At 64.6% G+C, this 16,648-nt stretch carries 13 protein-coding genes; 6 read left to right on the top strand and 7 right to left on the bottom strand.

The features are described from left to right. Nucleotides 1–295: 295 nt before the first annotated feature. Together H7007_RS09275 and H7007_RS09270 are read left to right on the top strand one after the other, a co-directional pair. Nucleotides 296–802, top strand: a complete 507-nt coding sequence (locus H7007_RS09275; protein ID WP_287154950.1) for a hypothetical protein — start codon at nt 296–298, stop codon at nt 800–802. A 50-nt stretch (nt 803–852) separates the two neighbouring features. After that, on the top strand, nt 853–1,851 hold the full coding sequence (locus H7007_RS09270; RefSeq protein WP_287154949.1) for a methylenetetrahydrofolate reductase: 999 nt from the start codon (nt 853–855) through the stop codon (nt 1,849–1,851). A 290-nt stretch (nt 1,852–2,141) separates the two neighbouring features. Here the strand turns inward: H7007_RS09270 and H7007_RS09265 are convergent, their stop codons facing one another. Further along, nucleotides 2,142–2,774 (bottom strand): PHP-associated domain-containing protein, encoded by a 633-nt coding sequence (locus tag H7007_RS09265; RefSeq protein WP_287154947.1) that lies wholly within the window; start codon nt 2,772–2,774, stop codon nt 2,142–2,144. Between the two features lie 2 nt (nt 2,775–2,776). Beyond that, a complete protein-coding gene (locus H7007_RS09260) occupies nt 2,777–3,427 on the bottom strand; it encodes a PHP-associated domain-containing protein (protein WP_287154946.1) in 651 nt (216 codons plus the stop codon). A 311-nt stretch (nt 3,428–3,738) separates the two neighbouring features. Between H7007_RS09260 and H7007_RS09255 the strand changes: the two genes are divergently transcribed. Further along, nucleotides 3,739–4,530, top strand: coding sequence for an alpha/beta hydrolase (locus tag H7007_RS09255; RefSeq protein ID WP_287154944.1), 792 nt, complete (start codon nt 3,739–3,741; stop codon nt 4,528–4,530). A gap of 169 nt (nt 4,531–4,699) precedes the next feature. Here the strand turns inward: H7007_RS09255 and H7007_RS09250 are convergent, their stop codons facing one another. From H7007_RS09250 to H7007_RS09230, 5 genes are all read right to left on the bottom strand, one after another. Continuing rightward, the gene (locus H7007_RS09250) at nt 4,700–5,224 is read right to left on the bottom strand and encodes a hypothetical protein (RefSeq protein ID WP_287154943.1); all 525 of its coding nucleotides are present in this window, start codon (nt 5,222–5,224) and stop codon (nt 4,700–4,702) included. 64 nt (nt 5,225–5,288) lie between these two features. After that, the gene (locus H7007_RS09245; RefSeq protein WP_287154942.1) at nt 5,289–5,513 is read right to left on the bottom strand and encodes a hypothetical protein; all 225 of its coding nucleotides are present in this window, start codon (nt 5,511–5,513) and stop codon (nt 5,289–5,291) included. Between the two features lie 316 nt (nt 5,514–5,829). Then, nucleotides 5,830–7,032 carry a glycosyltransferase gene (locus H7007_RS09240; protein ID WP_287154941.1) on the bottom strand — a complete coding sequence of 401 codons (1,203 nt, stop codon included), beginning with the start codon at nt 7,030–7,032 and terminating at the stop codon, nt 5,830–5,832. A 139-nt stretch (nt 7,033–7,171) separates the two neighbouring features. Then, entirely contained in the window at nt 7,172–7,690 is a 519-nt protein-coding gene (locus H7007_RS09235; protein ID WP_287154940.1) for a flavodoxin domain-containing protein, read from the bottom strand. A 100-nt stretch (nt 7,691–7,790) separates the two neighbouring features. Next, complete coding sequence (locus tag H7007_RS09230) at nt 7,791–9,308, bottom strand: long-chain-fatty-acid--CoA ligase (protein ID WP_287154939.1); 1,518 nt, start codon at nt 9,306–9,308, stop codon at nt 7,791–7,793. A gap of 756 nt (nt 9,309–10,064) precedes the next feature. Between H7007_RS09230 and H7007_RS09225 the strand changes: the two genes are divergently transcribed. From H7007_RS09225 to H7007_RS09215, 3 genes are all read left to right on the top strand, one after another. Further along, nucleotides 10,065–13,070, top strand: a complete 3,006-nt coding sequence (locus H7007_RS09225; protein ID WP_287154938.1) for an alkaline phosphatase family protein — start codon at nt 10,065–10,067, stop codon at nt 13,068–13,070. 574 nt (nt 13,071–13,644) lie between these two features. Continuing rightward, nucleotides 13,645–14,520, top strand: a complete 876-nt coding sequence (locus tag H7007_RS09220) for an SDR family NAD(P)-dependent oxidoreductase (protein ID WP_287154937.1) — start codon at nt 13,645–13,647, stop codon at nt 14,518–14,520. A gap of 757 nt (nt 14,521–15,277) precedes the next feature. Continuing rightward, complete coding sequence (locus tag H7007_RS09215; RefSeq protein ID WP_287154936.1) at nt 15,278–16,330, top strand: DUF362 domain-containing protein; 1,053 nt, start codon at nt 15,278–15,280, stop codon at nt 16,328–16,330. Nucleotides 16,331–16,648: the final 318 nt, after the last annotated feature.

Raw genomic sequence — 16,648 nt, 5'->3', positions numbered from 1 at the left:
CCCGCCGCAGCCCCTTCACCGGGCCCCACGCCCATGCCCCAGGAAGGTCACGGGCCTCCCGTTCCGGCGCCGGCCCCTCTCCCCCGAGGGGCAGCCGGCGGCGGACCCTCGACCCTCAAGGTCCTTTCGGTAATCATCCTGGTGTTGGTCCTCGTCGGTGGGGTCCCTGGCACGGCATACCTCCTCATGGGCAGGAGGGCCAGCATGAAGTGCCCACCCCTCCGGGAGGGGAAGCCGTGGACGAGTATCTACGGCGCAGGGCCTCCATGTTAGAATGGCCGCAGGAGGTGATAGCATGGAGATGCTCGTCTGCCCGGCCATGTCCGTAGATGATAAATACCGCACCCTGTATGCCGCTCTCATGGGCGTCTTCAACGACATAGCCCAGTTCGCCACCTCCAACCTCGACCGGCAGCAGTTCCAGGAACTGGTCAACGCGGCCATGCACGGCGTGGGCTGGAGCGCCGGCAAGCGCCTGGTGAAGGTCTACCGCCTGAAGCCCACGGTGGAAGACGCCATGAGGCTCCTCCTCCTACTCAACAACGAGTCCCTGGCCTACCTCCCCAAGCTGAAGCAGATATACGCGGAGTTGGACGGCGAGGTGGGATACCTCACCATCCGCAGGGACCCCTGGTACGACTGGTACTTCAAACACCTCCCCATCAACTGCGAGGAGAGCTGCTCGCGGCATGAGTTCGTCGGACTGGTCTCCCACCTCGGCGGGAACTTCAACATAGAGGTCCTGGAATCCCTGCCCCGCGGCGACGAGCGGTGCCGCTTCCGCATCACCAAAGGCAAGTGAGTCGAAGGCATTTGTGTCCGCGACGGGGAAGGAAGGCAGTGCCTCGGGGAATGCCTCCCGGACAGGATGACGAAGCGGGAAAGGTTAGTCGCGGAGCGGATGGGACTCCGTCAAGCGTTCGTCGATCCGTCCAGTCCGGCGATTCCCCGCGAACGACGATCGCCCCTCCCGCCCCCACGCGACTGGCCGCCGCGCTGCATTCCGGCCACCTCGCGGTCACCTGCGACCTGCATCCTCCACGCGAAGCGAATTTGGATGTTTTTTCCAGAGAAGCTTTGCTCCTCTCGCCTGCCGCCGATGCCGTGTTCGTCACCGATTCCCCGGGTGCCCGCCCCCGGGTGAGCAGCCTGGCGGGGTGTATCCGGCTCAAGGAACTCGGGGTGGAACCGGTCCTCCAGCTCACTCGCATCCGCTCCAACCGCATCGCTCTGAAAAGCGAGCTCCTGGGCGCCGCCGCATGGGGGATATACAACCTCCTCCTCCTGGGAGGGGACCCCGCCCGCCTTGGCGACCATCCGGACGCCCTGGACGTATACTGCCTGGACACCGCCGGACTCATCGCCCTGGCCGCGGGGATGCGCGAAGGAGACGCGGGGGAAGGGAGCGGGAGCACGGGGATCCCCTTCCTCATCGGGGCCGCCGTGGACCACCGGGGAGGTAGCGCGGAGCTGGAGAGAGCGCGGTCCAAGCTGGAGGCGGGCGCGGATTTCCTGGTCACCCAGCCGGTCTTCGATGCCGAACCCTTCGCGGAATGGTGGGAGGAGGCCCGCGTTACGCTGCGGGGATGCCCTATACTGGCCGGGGTCCTGGTGCTGGGAAGCGCCCGCGCGGCGAGGTACCTCTCCAGAGGGCTTCCCGGCGTGGAGGTGCCGGAGAGCGCCGTCCGCCGCCTGGAGAGGGCTCCCGACCAGGCCCTTGAAGGAGCGGCGATGGCCGCGGAGACGGCCCTGTCCCTGCGCGACCTCCCCGGGCTGGCCGGGATACATTTCATGAAAGCCGCTCCCGCGGAAGGGGTCCTCGCGGCCATGAGGAAAGCGGGGCTCAGATAAGGAGGGATTCCGGCCCCCGGAAAACCGACATCGGGCACGAACCGAGCCGGAGTTCGATCGCGGATAAAGAAGGCCTGGAGGCGCCGGCGCCTGTCTTCCGATGGCCATCCCCACGTTCCGGGTTGTCATCCGGCAGCCGACTTCCCACTGGTTGAGAGGCTGCGCAATTTTCTTACAGTTTTTACCATATGGCGTGGCGTCACCGCACGATCATCTAGCCTCAGGCCGCTCGGGGCCTCCCGGAAGCGGTGAGCGCAAGCCGCTCCTCACGGCCCGGGGGAGGATGAGGCTCACACGACTTCCCGGCGGAGCTCCTCCAGGTAAGCCCCGTAGAACCTGCCCTCCCGGAGCTCGCGGATGAGGTCTTCCTCGGTCTTTATCTCGCGCTCGAAGACGGTGACGCACTTCCCCACCTGCCACAGGGCGTGAGCGTCGCTCCCGCCCGTCCCCGGAATCCCCCATTCGCGCGCCAGCTCCTGCGCCTGGAGGTTGCTGCGTGTCTTGTTGGCCCCGTTGTGGGTCTCCAGGGCAACGATGTGCTCTGCTATCTCGCGGGGGAAGGCGTGGCGATGCCCGTGCTTGGGGTCCCACCCCCGGCAGGGATGGGCGGGGATGATGACCGCGCCGTCCTCCTCGGCCATCTCCACGAGTTCCCAGAAAGTGGTAAGGTGGTACCGGGTGTCCCTCCGGAGGCCGAAGACCAGCATGTCCCCGAAATCGGTGTATATCTCCACGCCCCGGAAAATGGGGTACCCCCGGTCTCCGGCGTATTCCAGCATCTTGTTGGCGCCGCGGTGGGAATGGTGGTCGGTGATGCAGATGCCGTCGATGCCCAGCTCCTGAACCCTTTCCAGCAGCTCGTCAGGGCCCAGCTGGGAACATATGGAACCCAGGTTGGTGTGGATGTGCAGGTCTACGATCAAGGCTACCTCCAGAGGCGCGAGAGCTCTATTCCCTCAACCTCGTGTGCGTAGGCCGCCCGGCACCTCCCGGCCTTCACCTCCCGCACCAGGTCCTCCTCGCTCTCTATGTCGTTCTCGAAGACGGTCAGGCAGCGCCCAAGCTGCATGAGGAAATGGGCGTCGCTCCCCCCGACGCCCGGGATCCCGTATTCCAGGGCCACCGCCTCGGCCCGGAGATTGGCCTCCTCCGTGTTGCCCCCGTTCTTGACCTCCAGAGCATCCACGCGCGCCAAGAGGAACTCCGCCCTCTCCGGCCCCAGCCTGTCGTGGAAACCGCGGTCGCTGCGGCAGGGATGAGCGGGGATGATGAGCCCGTCGGCTTCCCGCACCCAGCGGTGGAGCTCCTCGAAGGGCACCTGGAGGGGGAAGGAGGGAATCTCCAGCCCGAAGACCAGCATATCGCCGCAGTCCGTGTACACCTCCACCCCGCGCAGGACGGGAAAGCCCAATTCCCACCCCAGCTCCCAGGCAACTTGCGCACCCTCCATCTCCTCGTGCTCGGTGACGCACACGGCATCGAGCCCCAATCTGCGGGCGGCGTGGATGAGCTGGCGAGGGTCGATGTGCGAACAGGGGGAGCTGACCACGGTGTGGACGTGCAGATCTACGAGCATTACCTCTTTCGCCTCCTCCGGCCGCGTTCCGGCACGCGGCCTTGGATATTCTTTCACACACCGGCAGGGGCTTTCAACATCCACCGTCATCCGCTCCATCCCGAAGGCCCCTCATATCCCTTTCCGGATGCGGCACAGAGTTTTTCCCACAGGCCATCGACAAGTACCGCCCCTCCGCTCTAACCTCCCGGATGGCCGCGGTGAGAGGAGGCCACAGCAGCCCCTCCCCATAACCGGCGCTCACCGCTTTCAGCCCCGCGGCATCCGCAGTTGCCCCGGCGGGCGGTTATAATTTGCGCATGGAGAATCGGGTGGAGAGCGGGGTGAACCGGGACCTCCCCGCGGATGCCATGTTCGCCGCCTATACCGTCCAGAACCTGCGGCGCCCGGTGCGCACCGAGGATGGGGTGCTCCTGGATACCCTGCGGCTGGGACGCCTACCGGAGCGGGGGGTGATAATCTGTCACGGCTTCGGGGGGAACAAGAACATCCGTGGCCTGGTGGCGCTGGCCCAGGAGCTCTCCCTGGATTACACGGTCTACACCTTCGACTTCCGTGGCCACGGCCTCTCCCCGGGGCGCTCCACCTTCGGGTACCGCGAGGTGCTGGACCTCAAGGCGGTGGTGGAGCTGGCCCGCGGCGACGGCAACCGCAGGCTGGCCGCCCTGGGGTTCTCCATGGGAGGGGTGGTGGTCATACGCTATGCCGCCATCTACGGGGGGCTGGATTCCGCCCTGGCGGTGAGCGTCCCCGCCGACCTGTGGACCGCCCGCGCCCCCGGGGCCCGGCTGATACGGCTGCTCATGGGCAATCCGCTGGGGAGGCTGGCGGCCCGCTTACGGTACCGCGTGGACGTGGACCCCTCTTGGAAGAGGCAGGCCTCTCCCCTGGAGCTGGCGCCCCTCACCGCCTCCCAACCCCTAACCATCATCCAGGGGGAGGACGACTACATCTTCGAGGTGGAACAGGCGCACGAGCTGAAGCGCAGGGCCGGCGACCACTGCCGCCTGAAGACCTTCCCCCGCTTCGGCCACGCGGAACAGGGTTACGGGCCGGAACTCCTGGCCTACGTGAGGGAGGTGCTGGCCGAGGACCTGCGCTGACCGGAGGCGCATGGCCACTCGCCCATGAGAGGCGAAGGCCAGGCCACGAAATCCTGCCTGGCCAGCATGGGATGTCCCCGGGAAACGGACGAAGGGGCCGCGTATCGCATTGCGCCCATCCTGGCGCATCACGCTTCGTCCCCAGCCGGAGGGAGGCGCGAGGTGAGCGTTATCTGACCCATATTTCCTGGACGTTGACGAAATGCACCCAGGTGAGATCATAGGTCTCACCGTCGATCTCCACCACTCCGGGACCGCCTTCACCGGAGCACCGGAAGGTCAAGGTGTGTACGGCGCAAGGGAAAGGCCTGCGGGGAAAAGCCCCCTCATAAACCTCCACGCCGAACCGTCTCTCCTCCGACCTGAGATCCACGGTGGCCACCCGCCTGCCATCCACCAGGATGTCCATCCTACCCATGTGCCAGTCCGTGGCCGAAACCACCTTGAAGCGCGACTTGCCCACGCAGACGTAGGTGGCTGTGGCCCCCGTGTCGTTGGTCACCAGCAGCTTCGGGCCACCGACGCAGGAATAGTCCTCGATCACCCAGGTTCCGCCATCCTTCGACCACTCGGGGTCATCGGCGCACACCTTCGTCCAGCGCAGGCAGGCCATCCTTGGCGAACCCGGAGCGGAGACCGCTTGCCCGAAGGAGCCGAGGAGGAAAAGCGCCGCGAGGCCCGCTGCCAGGATCATCCCAGTCCTCCGTGTCTTCCCCATACAACCACCCCCTCTTCAATGCTTTTTCGAGAGAGGCGAATCAGCTCCTGACGTGAACAATATAAACCTCCATGGAACTTTCTGCCAAGAACGAGGCAAGAGGTGTTTGTCCTTTGGTCCGGTCGGCTTCCGTGTTCCGGGGGAGACTTCTCTCCTTCACGTGGGAAGCCTTGCCAGGAACCAGAACGTTCTCTCGCACATCCCGGTTCACTGGTAATCCCGCGAGGTTTTCTCCCTCACGGTGGGACTCCTCGGTCCCGCTCATCCTCTTCCGCCACCCGGCGATAAGGCTTTTCGCCCCTTTTTGTCCTTACCTCGCCGATGATTGCATCTCCGCATTCGAAAAGAAGCCGCATCCAGGCAAGCACGCTGGCTTCATAAAAACGCTGTCCAGGAAAGCCCGATGTCCGTCCGGTATATCCCGTAACCGGACAGCCCGTTTAGTCGCCGTTGGGGCGGGAAAGAGTTCTCTTAGCCTTTCGGGATGGAACTCGGATCACCACAAGGACCACCTTTTGGTGCAGGCCGGAAGGCACGGCATCGAGCGGCCGGGTAGCATCCCCTCTGCAGTCAAGCCGGACTCAACCCTTTTCCACCAGGTCCAGGAGCACCCTCTCCAGCCGCTCCACGCCCTTCTCCCAGGAGAAACGTTCTTCGGCCAGTCTCCTGGCGCTGTCACCCAACCGACAGCATAGCTCGTCGTCCCGCAGTAGGCGTATTACCGCGGCGGCGAACTCCTCCGGGTCGTCGGCGATGACCATGTCCCTACCGTCCTCGGCCTCCACGCCCTCCGCCCCCAGGGAGGTGGTGACGATGGGTAACCCCATGGCCATGGCCTCCAGGAGCTTGCCCCGGAAGCCGCCCCCGATGCGCACCGGGTTGACGAATACCTTGCTGCGCTCGAAGTAGGGGCGCACGTCCTCCACCGTCCCGGTGACCACCACCGATGGGTCCTCTCGGGCCAGCTCCAGGAGGTCCGGGGTGGGGTCCTTTCCCACTACATAGAAGCGGGCCGAAGGGACTTCCCTCCTGATGCGCGGCCACATGCGCTGGTGGAAGTAGAGGACGGCATCCCGGTTGGGGTCGTGGGGGTAGTTGCCCAGGAACATCACCGCCTCTTCCTTCTCGCACTCCCCGGAGACGCAGAAACGTTCCACGTCCACCCCGTGCGGGACCACCTCTATCCTCAGGTCGGGGCGGATGTCCAGTAGCTCCTGCCTCCCCTCCGGGGTCAGGGTGAGGACCAGGTCAGCGTCGGCGTACATCTCGAACTCGAACCTCCGGAGCCCCTTGAGGTTGAAGAGGGCGGAGACGCCCTCGCGGGAGAAGCGCTGCACCCTCCAGGCCTTGCGGCGCGCAAGGTAATAGCATTCGTGCACGGACATGACCCGCTTCATCCCCGCGAGGTCCGGGTTGCGGAAGAGGTACTGGGCCACGGCGGAGTACTCGGAGACCACCACGTCGTAGCAGTGCTTGCCCACCATTTCCCGGAGGGCCTCGAACATCAGGGGGGAACGCGAGTTGAGGAAGTAGATGGGGACGGGCGAGAAGAGGAAATCCCACGCTTTGCGGGGGAAGGGCCGCGGGCCGGGCATGGGCACGCCCCGGTAATCAAGGCAGAAACGGGCCACGCTGTCCTGGTACTCCCTCTCCTCCTCGGGCACAAAGCAGAGCAGGGACACGTTGTGGCGCCGCGAGAGGATGCGCACCCGGTTGTAGACCAGGATGGGGCCTCCGATGACCTTCTCGTGAGGCAGCGTCTTGCACAGGAACAGGATGTCCATCTTCCTCCCTTCCTCTCCAGGTCCGCGGGTCACGCGCGCTCGCGCGCCTATTTATTCGACATCCCGTCCCCGACCGTTTAACCCCAAGAACCGCAACCGGTGGTGCGACGATCCCTATCTCGCGGCCTCCCGAGCCGCCTCACCGCTCCGCCCCCTTGACCCGCCCGGCTATGGAGGCCGCCCAACCTTCCACTTCCTTCCAGTCGCGATAGTCTCCGGATGGCGCTTTGACCTTCCCAACCACGGCCCTCTCCAGAGATCCCAGCCTCTCCGGGTCTATCTTCCCCTTGAAGAGGGCCGTGTCCATAGGCTTGAGCCTTTCCAGCAGCGGCTGGATGGATTTGGGGAAGCGCCACCCCGCGGTCAGCTCCTCCGCTTCGCCCTCCCCGGTGGGACCGCTGGAGAATAGCCAGAGGGGCATCCTCTCCAGCTCCCCTTTCCACCTCTTCAGGAACCGGGTCGCGCCCCTCACCCAGCGACCGTAGTACACCCCGCTCCCCAGGACCACCGCCGTATAACCGGACAAGTCCTCAACATCGGCCGCCGGGAGCACGTCCGCCTCCACCCCTTGCTCCCGCAGCACGGTGCCGATCCTCTCCGCCAGCTCCGCCGTGGCCCCGTGCTTCGTCCCATAGGCCACCAGGACTCTCCCAGCCATGATAATCCCTCCTTCATGCCGCGAGAAGCATCGTGTGAGGTTCAACTTCCTCAAACGACGCGTCCCCACCGGAGGTCGGATGTCCACGGGGACCACGTCACTACTGGACCAGGCGGCGCAGCTCCCGCTTGAGGATCTTCCCGACGGAGCTCTTGGGGAGGGCTTCCAGGATGCGTATCTCCCTGGGTTGTTTGAAGGTCGGCAGGTTCTCCCGACAAAAGGAGAGGATATCCTCCGGGGAGGCCTCGGCCCCGAACTTCAGGGCCACGTAGGCCACGATCTCCTCCCCGTAGACGGGGTCGGGCACTCCGATGACCGCCGCCTCGGCCACCGCGGGGTGGCGGTAGATGACCTCCTCGATCTGGGTGGGCATGATGTTCTCGCCCCCCTTGATGATGATGTCCTTCTTGCGGTCGGTGAGGTAGAGGTAGCCGTCCTCGTCCAGGAAACCCACGTCTCCGGTGTGCAACCAGCCGCCGCGCAGGGCCTCCGCCGTCTCCTCCGGCAGCTTGTGGTACCCCTTCATGATCTGGGGACCGCGTATGACGATCTCCCCTATCTGGCCCGGAGGAAGGGGACGGTCCTGCTCGTCGAAGACGGCCAGTTCCGTGTTGTCGTAGGCCTTGCCCACCGCCCCGTCCCGCCACTCCTGGCTGGGCCTGAGGATGGCCCCCATGCCCGTGGACTCGGTCAGGCCGTAGAGCTGGCGCATGCGGCAGCCGAACTTCTCCATGAAGGCCCGGCGGAGCTCCAGGGGGAGGGGCGCGGCGCCGGCGATGGTGTCCTCCAGGGAGCTCAGGTCGTACCTGTCAACGTTGGGGTGGTTGAGGATGAGGGAGAACATGGTGGGCACGGCGGGGAAGAAATTGACGCGGTACTTCTCGATGAGGCGCATGCACTCTTCCGGCTCGTACCAGCGCATGAGGACGGCCCGCGTCTCACGGTGTTCGGAGAGATTGCCGGCGTTCATGGCCCCCACCCCGTAGATGTGGGCCATGGGTAGGCACACCAGGCTCACCTGCGGCCTTTCCACCTCGTTGGCGTAGTAGGCGCTCTCCGCGGAGGTGATGAGGTTCCGGTGGGTCAGCATGACCCCCTTGGGCTTGCCCGTTGTCCCCGAGGTGTACATGAGCATCGCCAAGTCGTCGGGGTCGCGGTCCTCGATGTCCAGGTGATGCGGGTTCTCCTCCAGGAGCCTCTCGTAGGAGAGGGTGCGCTCGGAGTCCTCCCCGCCCACCACGATCACGTGGCGCACGCTCTCCAATCCAGCGGACGCCTCGAGCACTTTGGGGGCGATGATGGTATCGGTGATCACCGCAGTGGCCTCCGCGTCGTCAAGGATGTATCGGAACTCGTCCGCTGTGAGGACGAAGAGTATGGGAAGGGCCACGCCACCGATGCGGAACACGGCGCCGAAGGCCTCGAAGACCTGGGGGCAGTTGGACATGGTCACCGCCACCACGTCCCCCACGCCGATGCCCAGCTTCTTAAGCGCGTTGCCCAGACGGTTGGAGTTCTTGATGGTCTCCAGGTTGGTTATCTCCCGGCCCTCGAAGACCATGGAAACCGTCTCACCCAACCGGTTGTAGTGCTCCTCTGCCAGCATGGCCACGTTCATCCCTGACCTCCCTCCCCGAGTTTGATGCCCAAAGCCCGCCTGCCTAAGCCTGAAAGTCCGCTGTCCGACGCCGGACCTCGTGGGTCCCCCACGTTCTTGAAAGGGAACCCCAAAGCTACGCCGCCGGAAAAGAGTGCCCCACACGGGCCACGGACGACATCGCCAGCTTGAGCGCGCAAAAGACAGCGTCTGGACAAGTGCGTAAAGGCTCCGTCGGGTAGCGCTTTCCGTCCGTTGACCGTGGCGATGCTATAAATCTCCCCCCTCTTAAGGGATTGTAAACCAAATGGCTCCACTCATGGCGATCCTCCTCGCCCGGGAACAGCCCAACCGTATCCTCTGGGATCCTTCCGCTGCAGCACGGGGCAGGGATGACGACGGGAAAAGAGGGTCCCGCGAGGCAAGATCAGGCCCATTGCGGGCAATCCGCCGAGCATCATCGTCCCTGCGTTTCCGTTCCGCGTAGGTCTACCCACGGCTTCTTTCCTCCACCCGAGGGCCATCCCGGGAGCCTTCCCCGGGGCTATGACCACCATTCCTTCCTTTACCGAAAGTGAACCATGTGCATGAATCCCCCATCCCCCTGACCAGGCATTTTACCGCCCAAGCGTGATCAAAGGGTTTTCTCTTCCCACGTGCAGGGTATAGAATTATACAAATCAGTCTGGGGGAATTGCTCAAAGCGTCAAAAGCGCTTTGCCACATGTTCTTGGGGGACGGTTTCCAGACGCGCGGATGAGGAAGGGGGGGACCATCATGCCTTCCGTATTCCCACAAGGCGAAAATGGGTCTCGGGTTCCACGCCGCCATATCCCCGGTGGCCCTCACGGCCCCGGAGATCGTCTCCGGGCCCGCGCCGCACGCGCAAGGGCAAGCGGCACGGCCGCTCTCTTCGGCAGGGCCTGGAGCGGCGGTACGGCCGTATGGGAAGCCGGGTACAGACGCCGCCGGCATGGACTCTCCCTGGCCCTGGCCCTCATCCTGGCGGCCTGCCTTTTCCTCTACGGCCCCGGCGTCGGGACGGCAAAGGCTCAGGCCACGGCCACCTTCGACCTCTTCAGCATGTTCCCGCAGCAGGTCCTCGCGCCATCGGCGGGCAGGACCTTCACCTGGATGCCCCTGGACACCCGCAATATCGCCGACGTCACCGAGTGGACGTGGCTCTCGGTGAGTTCGGAGTCGCCCTACTTCACAGCCGTGGTATTGCCCTGCCTGGTCCGCCCGGCGGGAAGGGACGGAACGGCCAGGAGCTGGGTGCTGGTCTCCTGCTCCCCGCAGACCCCGGAGGGCACCGTGGGCTACATCAAGGCCACAGGCAAGAGGGGAGCGGAGACGCATCGCCTGTGGCTAAAGGTCACCGCCCTTTCCTCCGCACCACGCCTGGAGCTCTCTCGGGGGGACACGCTCCTGGGCCAGGGGTACCGCGACCCCGTGCGCCAGCCCTTCACGGGTCGCCCTTTGACCTGGAGCCTGGCGGCCACCAATCTCGGCGGCGGCGACGACACCTACGGCCTCTCCTTTCGCTGCGAACATCCCTGCCAGGTAAGGTTCCTCGGACCCTCCGGGGAGGAGATCAGCTCCGTGAGCCTTCCCGGGGTGACGCACAACTACCTCTATCCCCGGCCCGTGTACCTAAAGGCGGAGGTCATTCCCGGACCGGGACTGCCCAAGAACCGGGCAGTGCCCGTCACCCTCACGCTGGGTCCGGGCAAAAGGAGCGGATCGGTGAGCGAGGTGACCGTGGAGGTGCTCAACCCCGGGATGCTCTACTGCGCCAACGACCTGGAGGGACCGCGGCCTCACGCCCATCAGGTGATGCCCGGGGAGTCCACGACCTTCATGTTCCACGTCAGTGACCTGGAAGAAAAACCCATCGACGTGCGCCTCTCCTGGAACGGCGGCGCGACCGACTGGCGGGTCCTCCTGGACCGGGAAGCCATAAGCGGGCTGGAACCCGGTTCCACCGCCCAGGCGGTCCTCACCGCGACCGCACCCTCCCAGTCCACGGTGGGCGAACGCGTGGAGTTCACCGTACGCGCGGAGAGCGATTCCGGCCGGGTGGAGGAAGTGCGGGTGGCCGCAGAGGTGACCGACGTCCCCAACATCTATTACTTCGCCATCGACTCCATGGACCCCGAGTACCTCGACCTCAACCGCGCCGGAACGGGGCCGGGCTCGGAAGGTGACTGGCTCATGCCCAACCTGCGGAGCTTCATGAAGGAGGCCGTCCACTACCCCAACGCCCGGGTCTACCTCCCCTCGGCCACGGACATGAACCACACCAACGCCCTGGCAGGCACTTACACCGGTACTCAGGGCCTGTACATGGTGGGCGGGACCTGGCGGGGATTCACGGAGCACGACGAGGTGATCACCGGCCCCAACTCCATGGCCCTCATGCTCTACGGCCTGGAGGGGAAACCCCTCAAGCGCGTCTTCGAGGTGGCCAAGGAGGAGACGGGGGGTAAGGCCCTCTGCGGGTTCTGGTCCAACAAGAACTGGCTGGCGGACATCGAGGGGGAGCGGACGGTGGACATCGTGGGCCACAGCGAGCGCTTCCCTCTCTTCTTCCCGCCGCCGTACAAGTATTCCGCCGCCGGGGACCCGCGCAGCGATGGCGATCCGTCCGACCCGCTTTCCGGCCCCTTCTCCGCCTGCTTCTACTCCGACACCACCCGGGAGATACTCATCCCCGCCCTGCTGGGGCAGTTCAACCTCCTCCTGGGCCTGGGGCTCTACGTCATGCCGGTGAGCACTTTCGTGGGCATGGTGCCCGGCGGCCACTGCGAAGACCGTTACCTGATGGAGTCCTTCCTGCGCTCCATAGAGGAAGAGGACCCTGATGTCTGCTATATAAACATCGCCGACCTGGACAACACCGGTCACTTCACTGGTTCCTCCTGGGATACCGGGGAATGGGACGAAAAGGGCACCCCGGGCGCGGCGGACGATGAGAGCCGTTACAGCCCCTGGATGCGCCGGGACGAATGCCTGGACATCCTGCGCGAGGCGGACCTCCTGTTCGCCGACTTCCTGCGCACCCTGAAGGAAAGGGGTGTCTACGACAACAGCGTCATCGTATTCCTCTCCGATCACGGCATGGAGAATATGAAGGACCGGGCGCGCGGGTACCAGGTGTTGGACCTGCGGCTCATCCTCAGGTCCCACGGCCTGGTACTCAACGAGGACTACAGGGAGGGGGGCGGAACGGAGATAAATTTCATCTGGTGCCCGGACCCGGAGAGGCTGCGGAACATCGAGGAGATACTGGAAAACTTTACCGTTGAGGATCCGGAGCGCGGACCCGTGAAGCCGCTGGTGGTGGTGAACCGCGAGGAGATGCTCAACGGGGTGGACCTGGGCCTGTGGGGCAAGATACGCCCCCGCGAGCTGTATTCCGAGTTCTGGATAAACCATCCCGACCTGCCGGAGGGACACCTCTGGCCGGACCTGTTCGTCTTCCCCCTGTACAACTACAACGTGGCCGCCCACGGGGGGATCCTCTCCACGTCGGCCAACCCGGTGGGCATCAACCTGGGAAACGTGCCGGACAACGTGCAGCTCGGGTTCCCCGGCGCACACGGCGGTCCCCAGACCACCCGCATGCCCCTGCTCCTCAAAGCCCCCACCGGGTACCCCCTCTACCTCCCGGGGACCCGGGTGGATGAGGAGGTGGAGATCGGGGACATAGCACCCACCATCTACCGCATCCTGGGGTGGGAGGCGCCGGACTGCGTGGACGGAGAGCCGCTGCCCTGGTGACGAGGGGTGCCCTCTCGGGGGAAATCGTGCCACGACCGCCCTCAAGACGATGGGCCGAAGAAAGACGCTCTAATCAAGGGTTGTCCGGGACACAACAGGGAATACGATTCACCCTTTTGTTCCGCTCCAATGTTAACCCGTTCGGGAATTCCACGGGGCCGATAGTTCCAAGGCCTCGACAGAGCCTTGTGTGGTTGTAAACGAAACCCGTGCACTTTCCGCCGAAGGGGATGGACGGAAGGAGAGAAACCCCTGAAGGCCGCTTGGCAGCGGCGAGGAAAGGTCAAGATGACCACGGGCGGCAGTGCAAAGCTTACGTACATACGGCCCAGAGGACCCGTCTCCGCTGCCGGAGGAGCAGAAAAGTCATATTTTCATTAATAAACTATTGCAATTTGCAAATTTTTTAAAAATGGTGTACCATGTACCCGGTATGTGGAGGGGCCGGTTAAAACGCACCTGCGGCGCCCCGCTGGAAACCGCTTGTGACACGACGTGTGCCGACCCGGAAATGATGCCCGGCGGAAGCCATCTCAGCGTCGCAGCAAACAGTCCGACAGGGAGGAACGGGAAGATGAAGAGGGGATGGGACTGGAGGGGAAAGAAGGTGCTCGTCACCGGCGGGGGAAGCGGCATAGGACTGGCCATCGCCGCCGAGGCGGCTCACCGCGGCGCGACCCCCATCCTGGTGGACCTGAACCCCGAGGCCCTCGCCGCAGCGGAGGCCTCTCTGCGCCGAGAGGGTCACGAGGCACGCGGCTTCCGCATCGACGTCACGGACATAGACGCGGTGAGGAATCTGCGCGAGAGGCTCGATGCGCTCTCCCTCTCCCCCGACGTCCTGGTGAACTGCGCGGGGGTCACCCTTGTGGCCCACGTGACCTCCACGGAGCACGAGGAATGGAAGCGCATAATAGACGTCAACCTCATGGGCACGGTCAACGTGGTGGAGGTCTTCCTCCCCGATCTCGTGGAGAAAGGCTCCGGTTGCATCGTGAACATCGGTTCCATAGACGGTCTGGTCCCCATCCCAGGCCAGTCCGCGTACTGCGCCAGCAAGTTCGCCGTTACCGGGATGAGCGAGGTCCTCTATTACGACCTCAAACCACAGGGCATAGGGGTGACCCTGGTCTGCCCCGGTTACGTGAACACCCCCATGGCCCGCTCCCACCCGATAAAGGACCTGCCCATCCGCTTCCGGGGTTGGGAGAGGGTGGCCCGCCTGCTGGAGCTCTTCAGCAGCCGGCCGGAGAAGGTGGCCTCCCTGGCCCTGGACGGCGTGGAGAGGGGGCGCTTCCTGGTCATACCCGGCCTCCCCTCCCGATTGATGTACCACTACCGGCGCTACTTCCCCCGCCTGGCGGCGGCCTCCGGGGTGGCCGTGGGGAGGCTCTACGCCCGCCTGCGCCGCCTGCAGAAGGAGAGGGCCCTCGAGGGGTGCTCACCCTGAGCCGCTTGTTTTTCCGCCCCTTCTGATGAAGACATCCGGGGAGGAGCGCCGCATCGTCACCGGAAAGTCGCTTCGCTATCAGCACCGACCCCTGCATGCGGGTGGAACTGCCGGAATGAGCGAGGTCGCGCACCCCTGAACCTTCGTCGGGTCCGAAAGCCTCCGCGGTCTCCCGGACACCCCCTTATACCCGCCTAGAGGAGAGCATGCGGTCGTTGTGGAGGAAGACCACCGGGGGTCCATGAGTGAGCAGTACATGGGCCAACCGCCCGGAAATCCCGCGGAAGAGGCCGTCCCCGAGGAACACCACGCGCCGCCGGCGATTTTTCAACGTTGAAAGTTCCACCCAAGGCGGTACCTTGGTTCCCTGAAGCTTCGAGTGGAACTTGAAACAGGAGGCTTTCGCCAGACACTCCAATGGACACTGCATAGTCGCTTGGGCTGGGCCTCGCGGACGTCCTGTTCGAAGCCTTGAAAAGCAGACTTGTCGGGACCGTCCTCGATGTTGCAGTGGGGGCCTTGACACCCACGCATCGAGGAATTTCGACGGGAGTCGTTTGCCCCTGGTAAAGCGCGTCCCTCGGGCCGAGCGACACGCCTTCAGGCTGAGCGGGCTCCCCCACGATCGGCATACACCGGCTTGACCGTAGGGCGATCCCGGCGTAATAATAAATAAACCGACCGGTTGGTATGTTTAAAGGCTCCTGCTACGGTCATCTGATAAGCCGGGCAGGCGGGGAAAGCCAGGGAGGAGAGGATGGAAGAGAACGTGTATCAGCGGCTTGCGGAACACCTCGACCGGGCCATCAACGGGGTCCCCATGTCCCCTCATCTCATGGAGATCTTGCACATCCTCTACCCCGGGGAAGAGGCGGAGGTGGCCCTCAACCTGGCCATCTACGAGAACCGGACCCTCTCACAACTCCGGGAGATGATGCCGGACAAGGCCGATCGACTGGAGGAGATCCTCTCGAGCATGGCAAAGAGGGGCACGGTGCTCACGACGCAGAAGCCCGGCAAGGAGAGGATATACCGCCTGCTGCCCAGCGTGGTGGGCTTCGCGGAGGCACCCTTCCTCTCCGGTGAGGACACCCCGGAACTGCGCCGCCTGGCCCGCCACTGGAAGGAGTACCTTGACGCGGAGTTCGGCGAGGAGCTGGCCCGCAAGGTCCCCCTCATCCGGGTGGTCCCGGTGGGAGAGTCCCTGCGCGACCCCTCGCAGGTCCTGCCCTTCGACGCCCTTGAGGAGCTGCTGGACAAGGTGGACTACTACGCCGTCGGGCACTGCCCCTGCCGCCAGATGGCCAGGTTCGTGGGCGAGGGCTGCGAGCACCCCGTGGAGAGGTGCATGCACTTCGGGACCATGGGCCGCTACCTGGTGGATACGGGAAAGGCACGGGCCATAGACAAGGAGGAGGCCCTGCGCATCCTGCGCCAAGCCACGGAGGAGGGCCTCATCCACGTCTGCGACAACGTGGAAGGCCATGTGCGGACCATCTGCAACTGCTGCCCTTGCTGCTGCGGGTTCTTCCGCGCCAAGCTGGGTCGTGGGCTGCAAACCGTCTCCTCGTCCAGTTACGTGGCACGGGTGGAGGAGGACTGTGCCGGCTGCGGGATATGCGAGGAGAGGTGCCCGGTTGGAGCTGTTAAACTGTCCGGAGATACCGCGGTCGTGGACCCCGAGGTGTGTATAGGCTGCGGGGTGTGCACCCCCACCTGCCAGGAGGAGGCCATCCGCCTCGAGGTGCGGGAGAGGATAAACCCGCCCATGAGCCTGCAGGACTTCATCGCCGCCCGTATGAAGATGTGAAATCGGAGGCCGCCGGGTATTCCCGTATCTCAAGCGCCTAAAGGGCGGTTTCCACGGGAAGGGACCCTAACCCCCAGCCTCCTGGCGGCGAAAGGGGGAGGAAGGCCGGGTAGATGGGCGTCAAGATGCACATGAGGCAGAGGCAGGGGGTCAAGATGGGAGCGGCAGGCGAGAGGGACGGTAAAAGGTACCAGGATAACCCCTTATTACGGTGCCGTGAACAAGGTGATGAGGAAGGCAGTATACGGATACGGTAAAGGGTACCCGGGAGCAGTTGGCAACCGTGGCATCCGCCGTTGACGACGTAACTTGCGCGCG

Origin of the sequence: Candidatus Solincola tengchongensis, assembly GCF_015711935.1 — a bacterium.
Lineage (GTDB): Bacteria > Actinomycetota > Geothermincolia > Geothermincolales > RBG-13-55-18 > Solincola_A > Solincola_A tengchongensis.
The sequence above is the reverse complement of the archived record's forward strand: the minus strand, read 5'-3'. Positions and strand labels throughout refer to the sequence as shown.

Excerpts from the sequence above, each read along its gene's own strand:
- H7007_RS09275 (WP_287154950.1), top strand. The coding sequence starts at position 296 with ATGGAGATGCTCGTCTGCCCGGCCATGTCCGTAGATGATAAATACCGC.
- H7007_RS09270 (WP_287154949.1), top strand. The coding sequence starts at position 853 with ATGCCTCCCGGACAGGATGACGAAGCGGGAAAGGTTAGTCGCGGAGCG.
- H7007_RS09260 (WP_287154946.1), bottom strand. The coding sequence starts at position 3,427 with ATGCTCGTAGATCTGCACGTCCACACCGTGGTCAGCTCCCCCTGTTCG.
- H7007_RS09250 (WP_287154943.1), bottom strand. The coding sequence starts at position 5,224 with ATGATCCTGGCAGCGGGCCTCGCGGCGCTTTTCCTCCTCGGCTCCTTC.
- H7007_RS09245 (WP_287154942.1), bottom strand. The coding sequence starts at position 5,513 with ATGAGCGGGACCGAGGAGTCCCACCGTGAGGGAGAAAACCTCGCGGGA.
- H7007_RS09240 (WP_287154941.1), bottom strand. The coding sequence starts at position 7,032 with ATGGACATCCTGTTCCTGTGCAAGACGCTGCCTCACGAGAAGGTCATC.
- H7007_RS09235 (WP_287154940.1), bottom strand. The coding sequence starts at position 7,690 with ATGGCTGGGAGAGTCCTGGTGGCCTATGGGACGAAGCACGGGGCCACG.
- H7007_RS09230 (WP_287154939.1), bottom strand. The coding sequence starts at position 9,308 with ATGAACGTGGCCATGCTGGCAGAGGAGCACTACAACCGGTTGGGTGAG.
- H7007_RS09225 (WP_287154938.1), top strand. The coding sequence starts at position 10,065 with ATGCCTTCCGTATTCCCACAAGGCGAAAATGGGTCTCGGGTTCCACGC.
- H7007_RS09220 (WP_287154937.1), top strand. The coding sequence starts at position 13,645 with ATGAAGAGGGGATGGGACTGGAGGGGAAAGAAGGTGCTCGTCACCGGC.
- H7007_RS09215 (WP_287154936.1), top strand. The coding sequence starts at position 15,278 with ATGGAAGAGAACGTGTATCAGCGGCTTGCGGAACACCTCGACCGGGCC.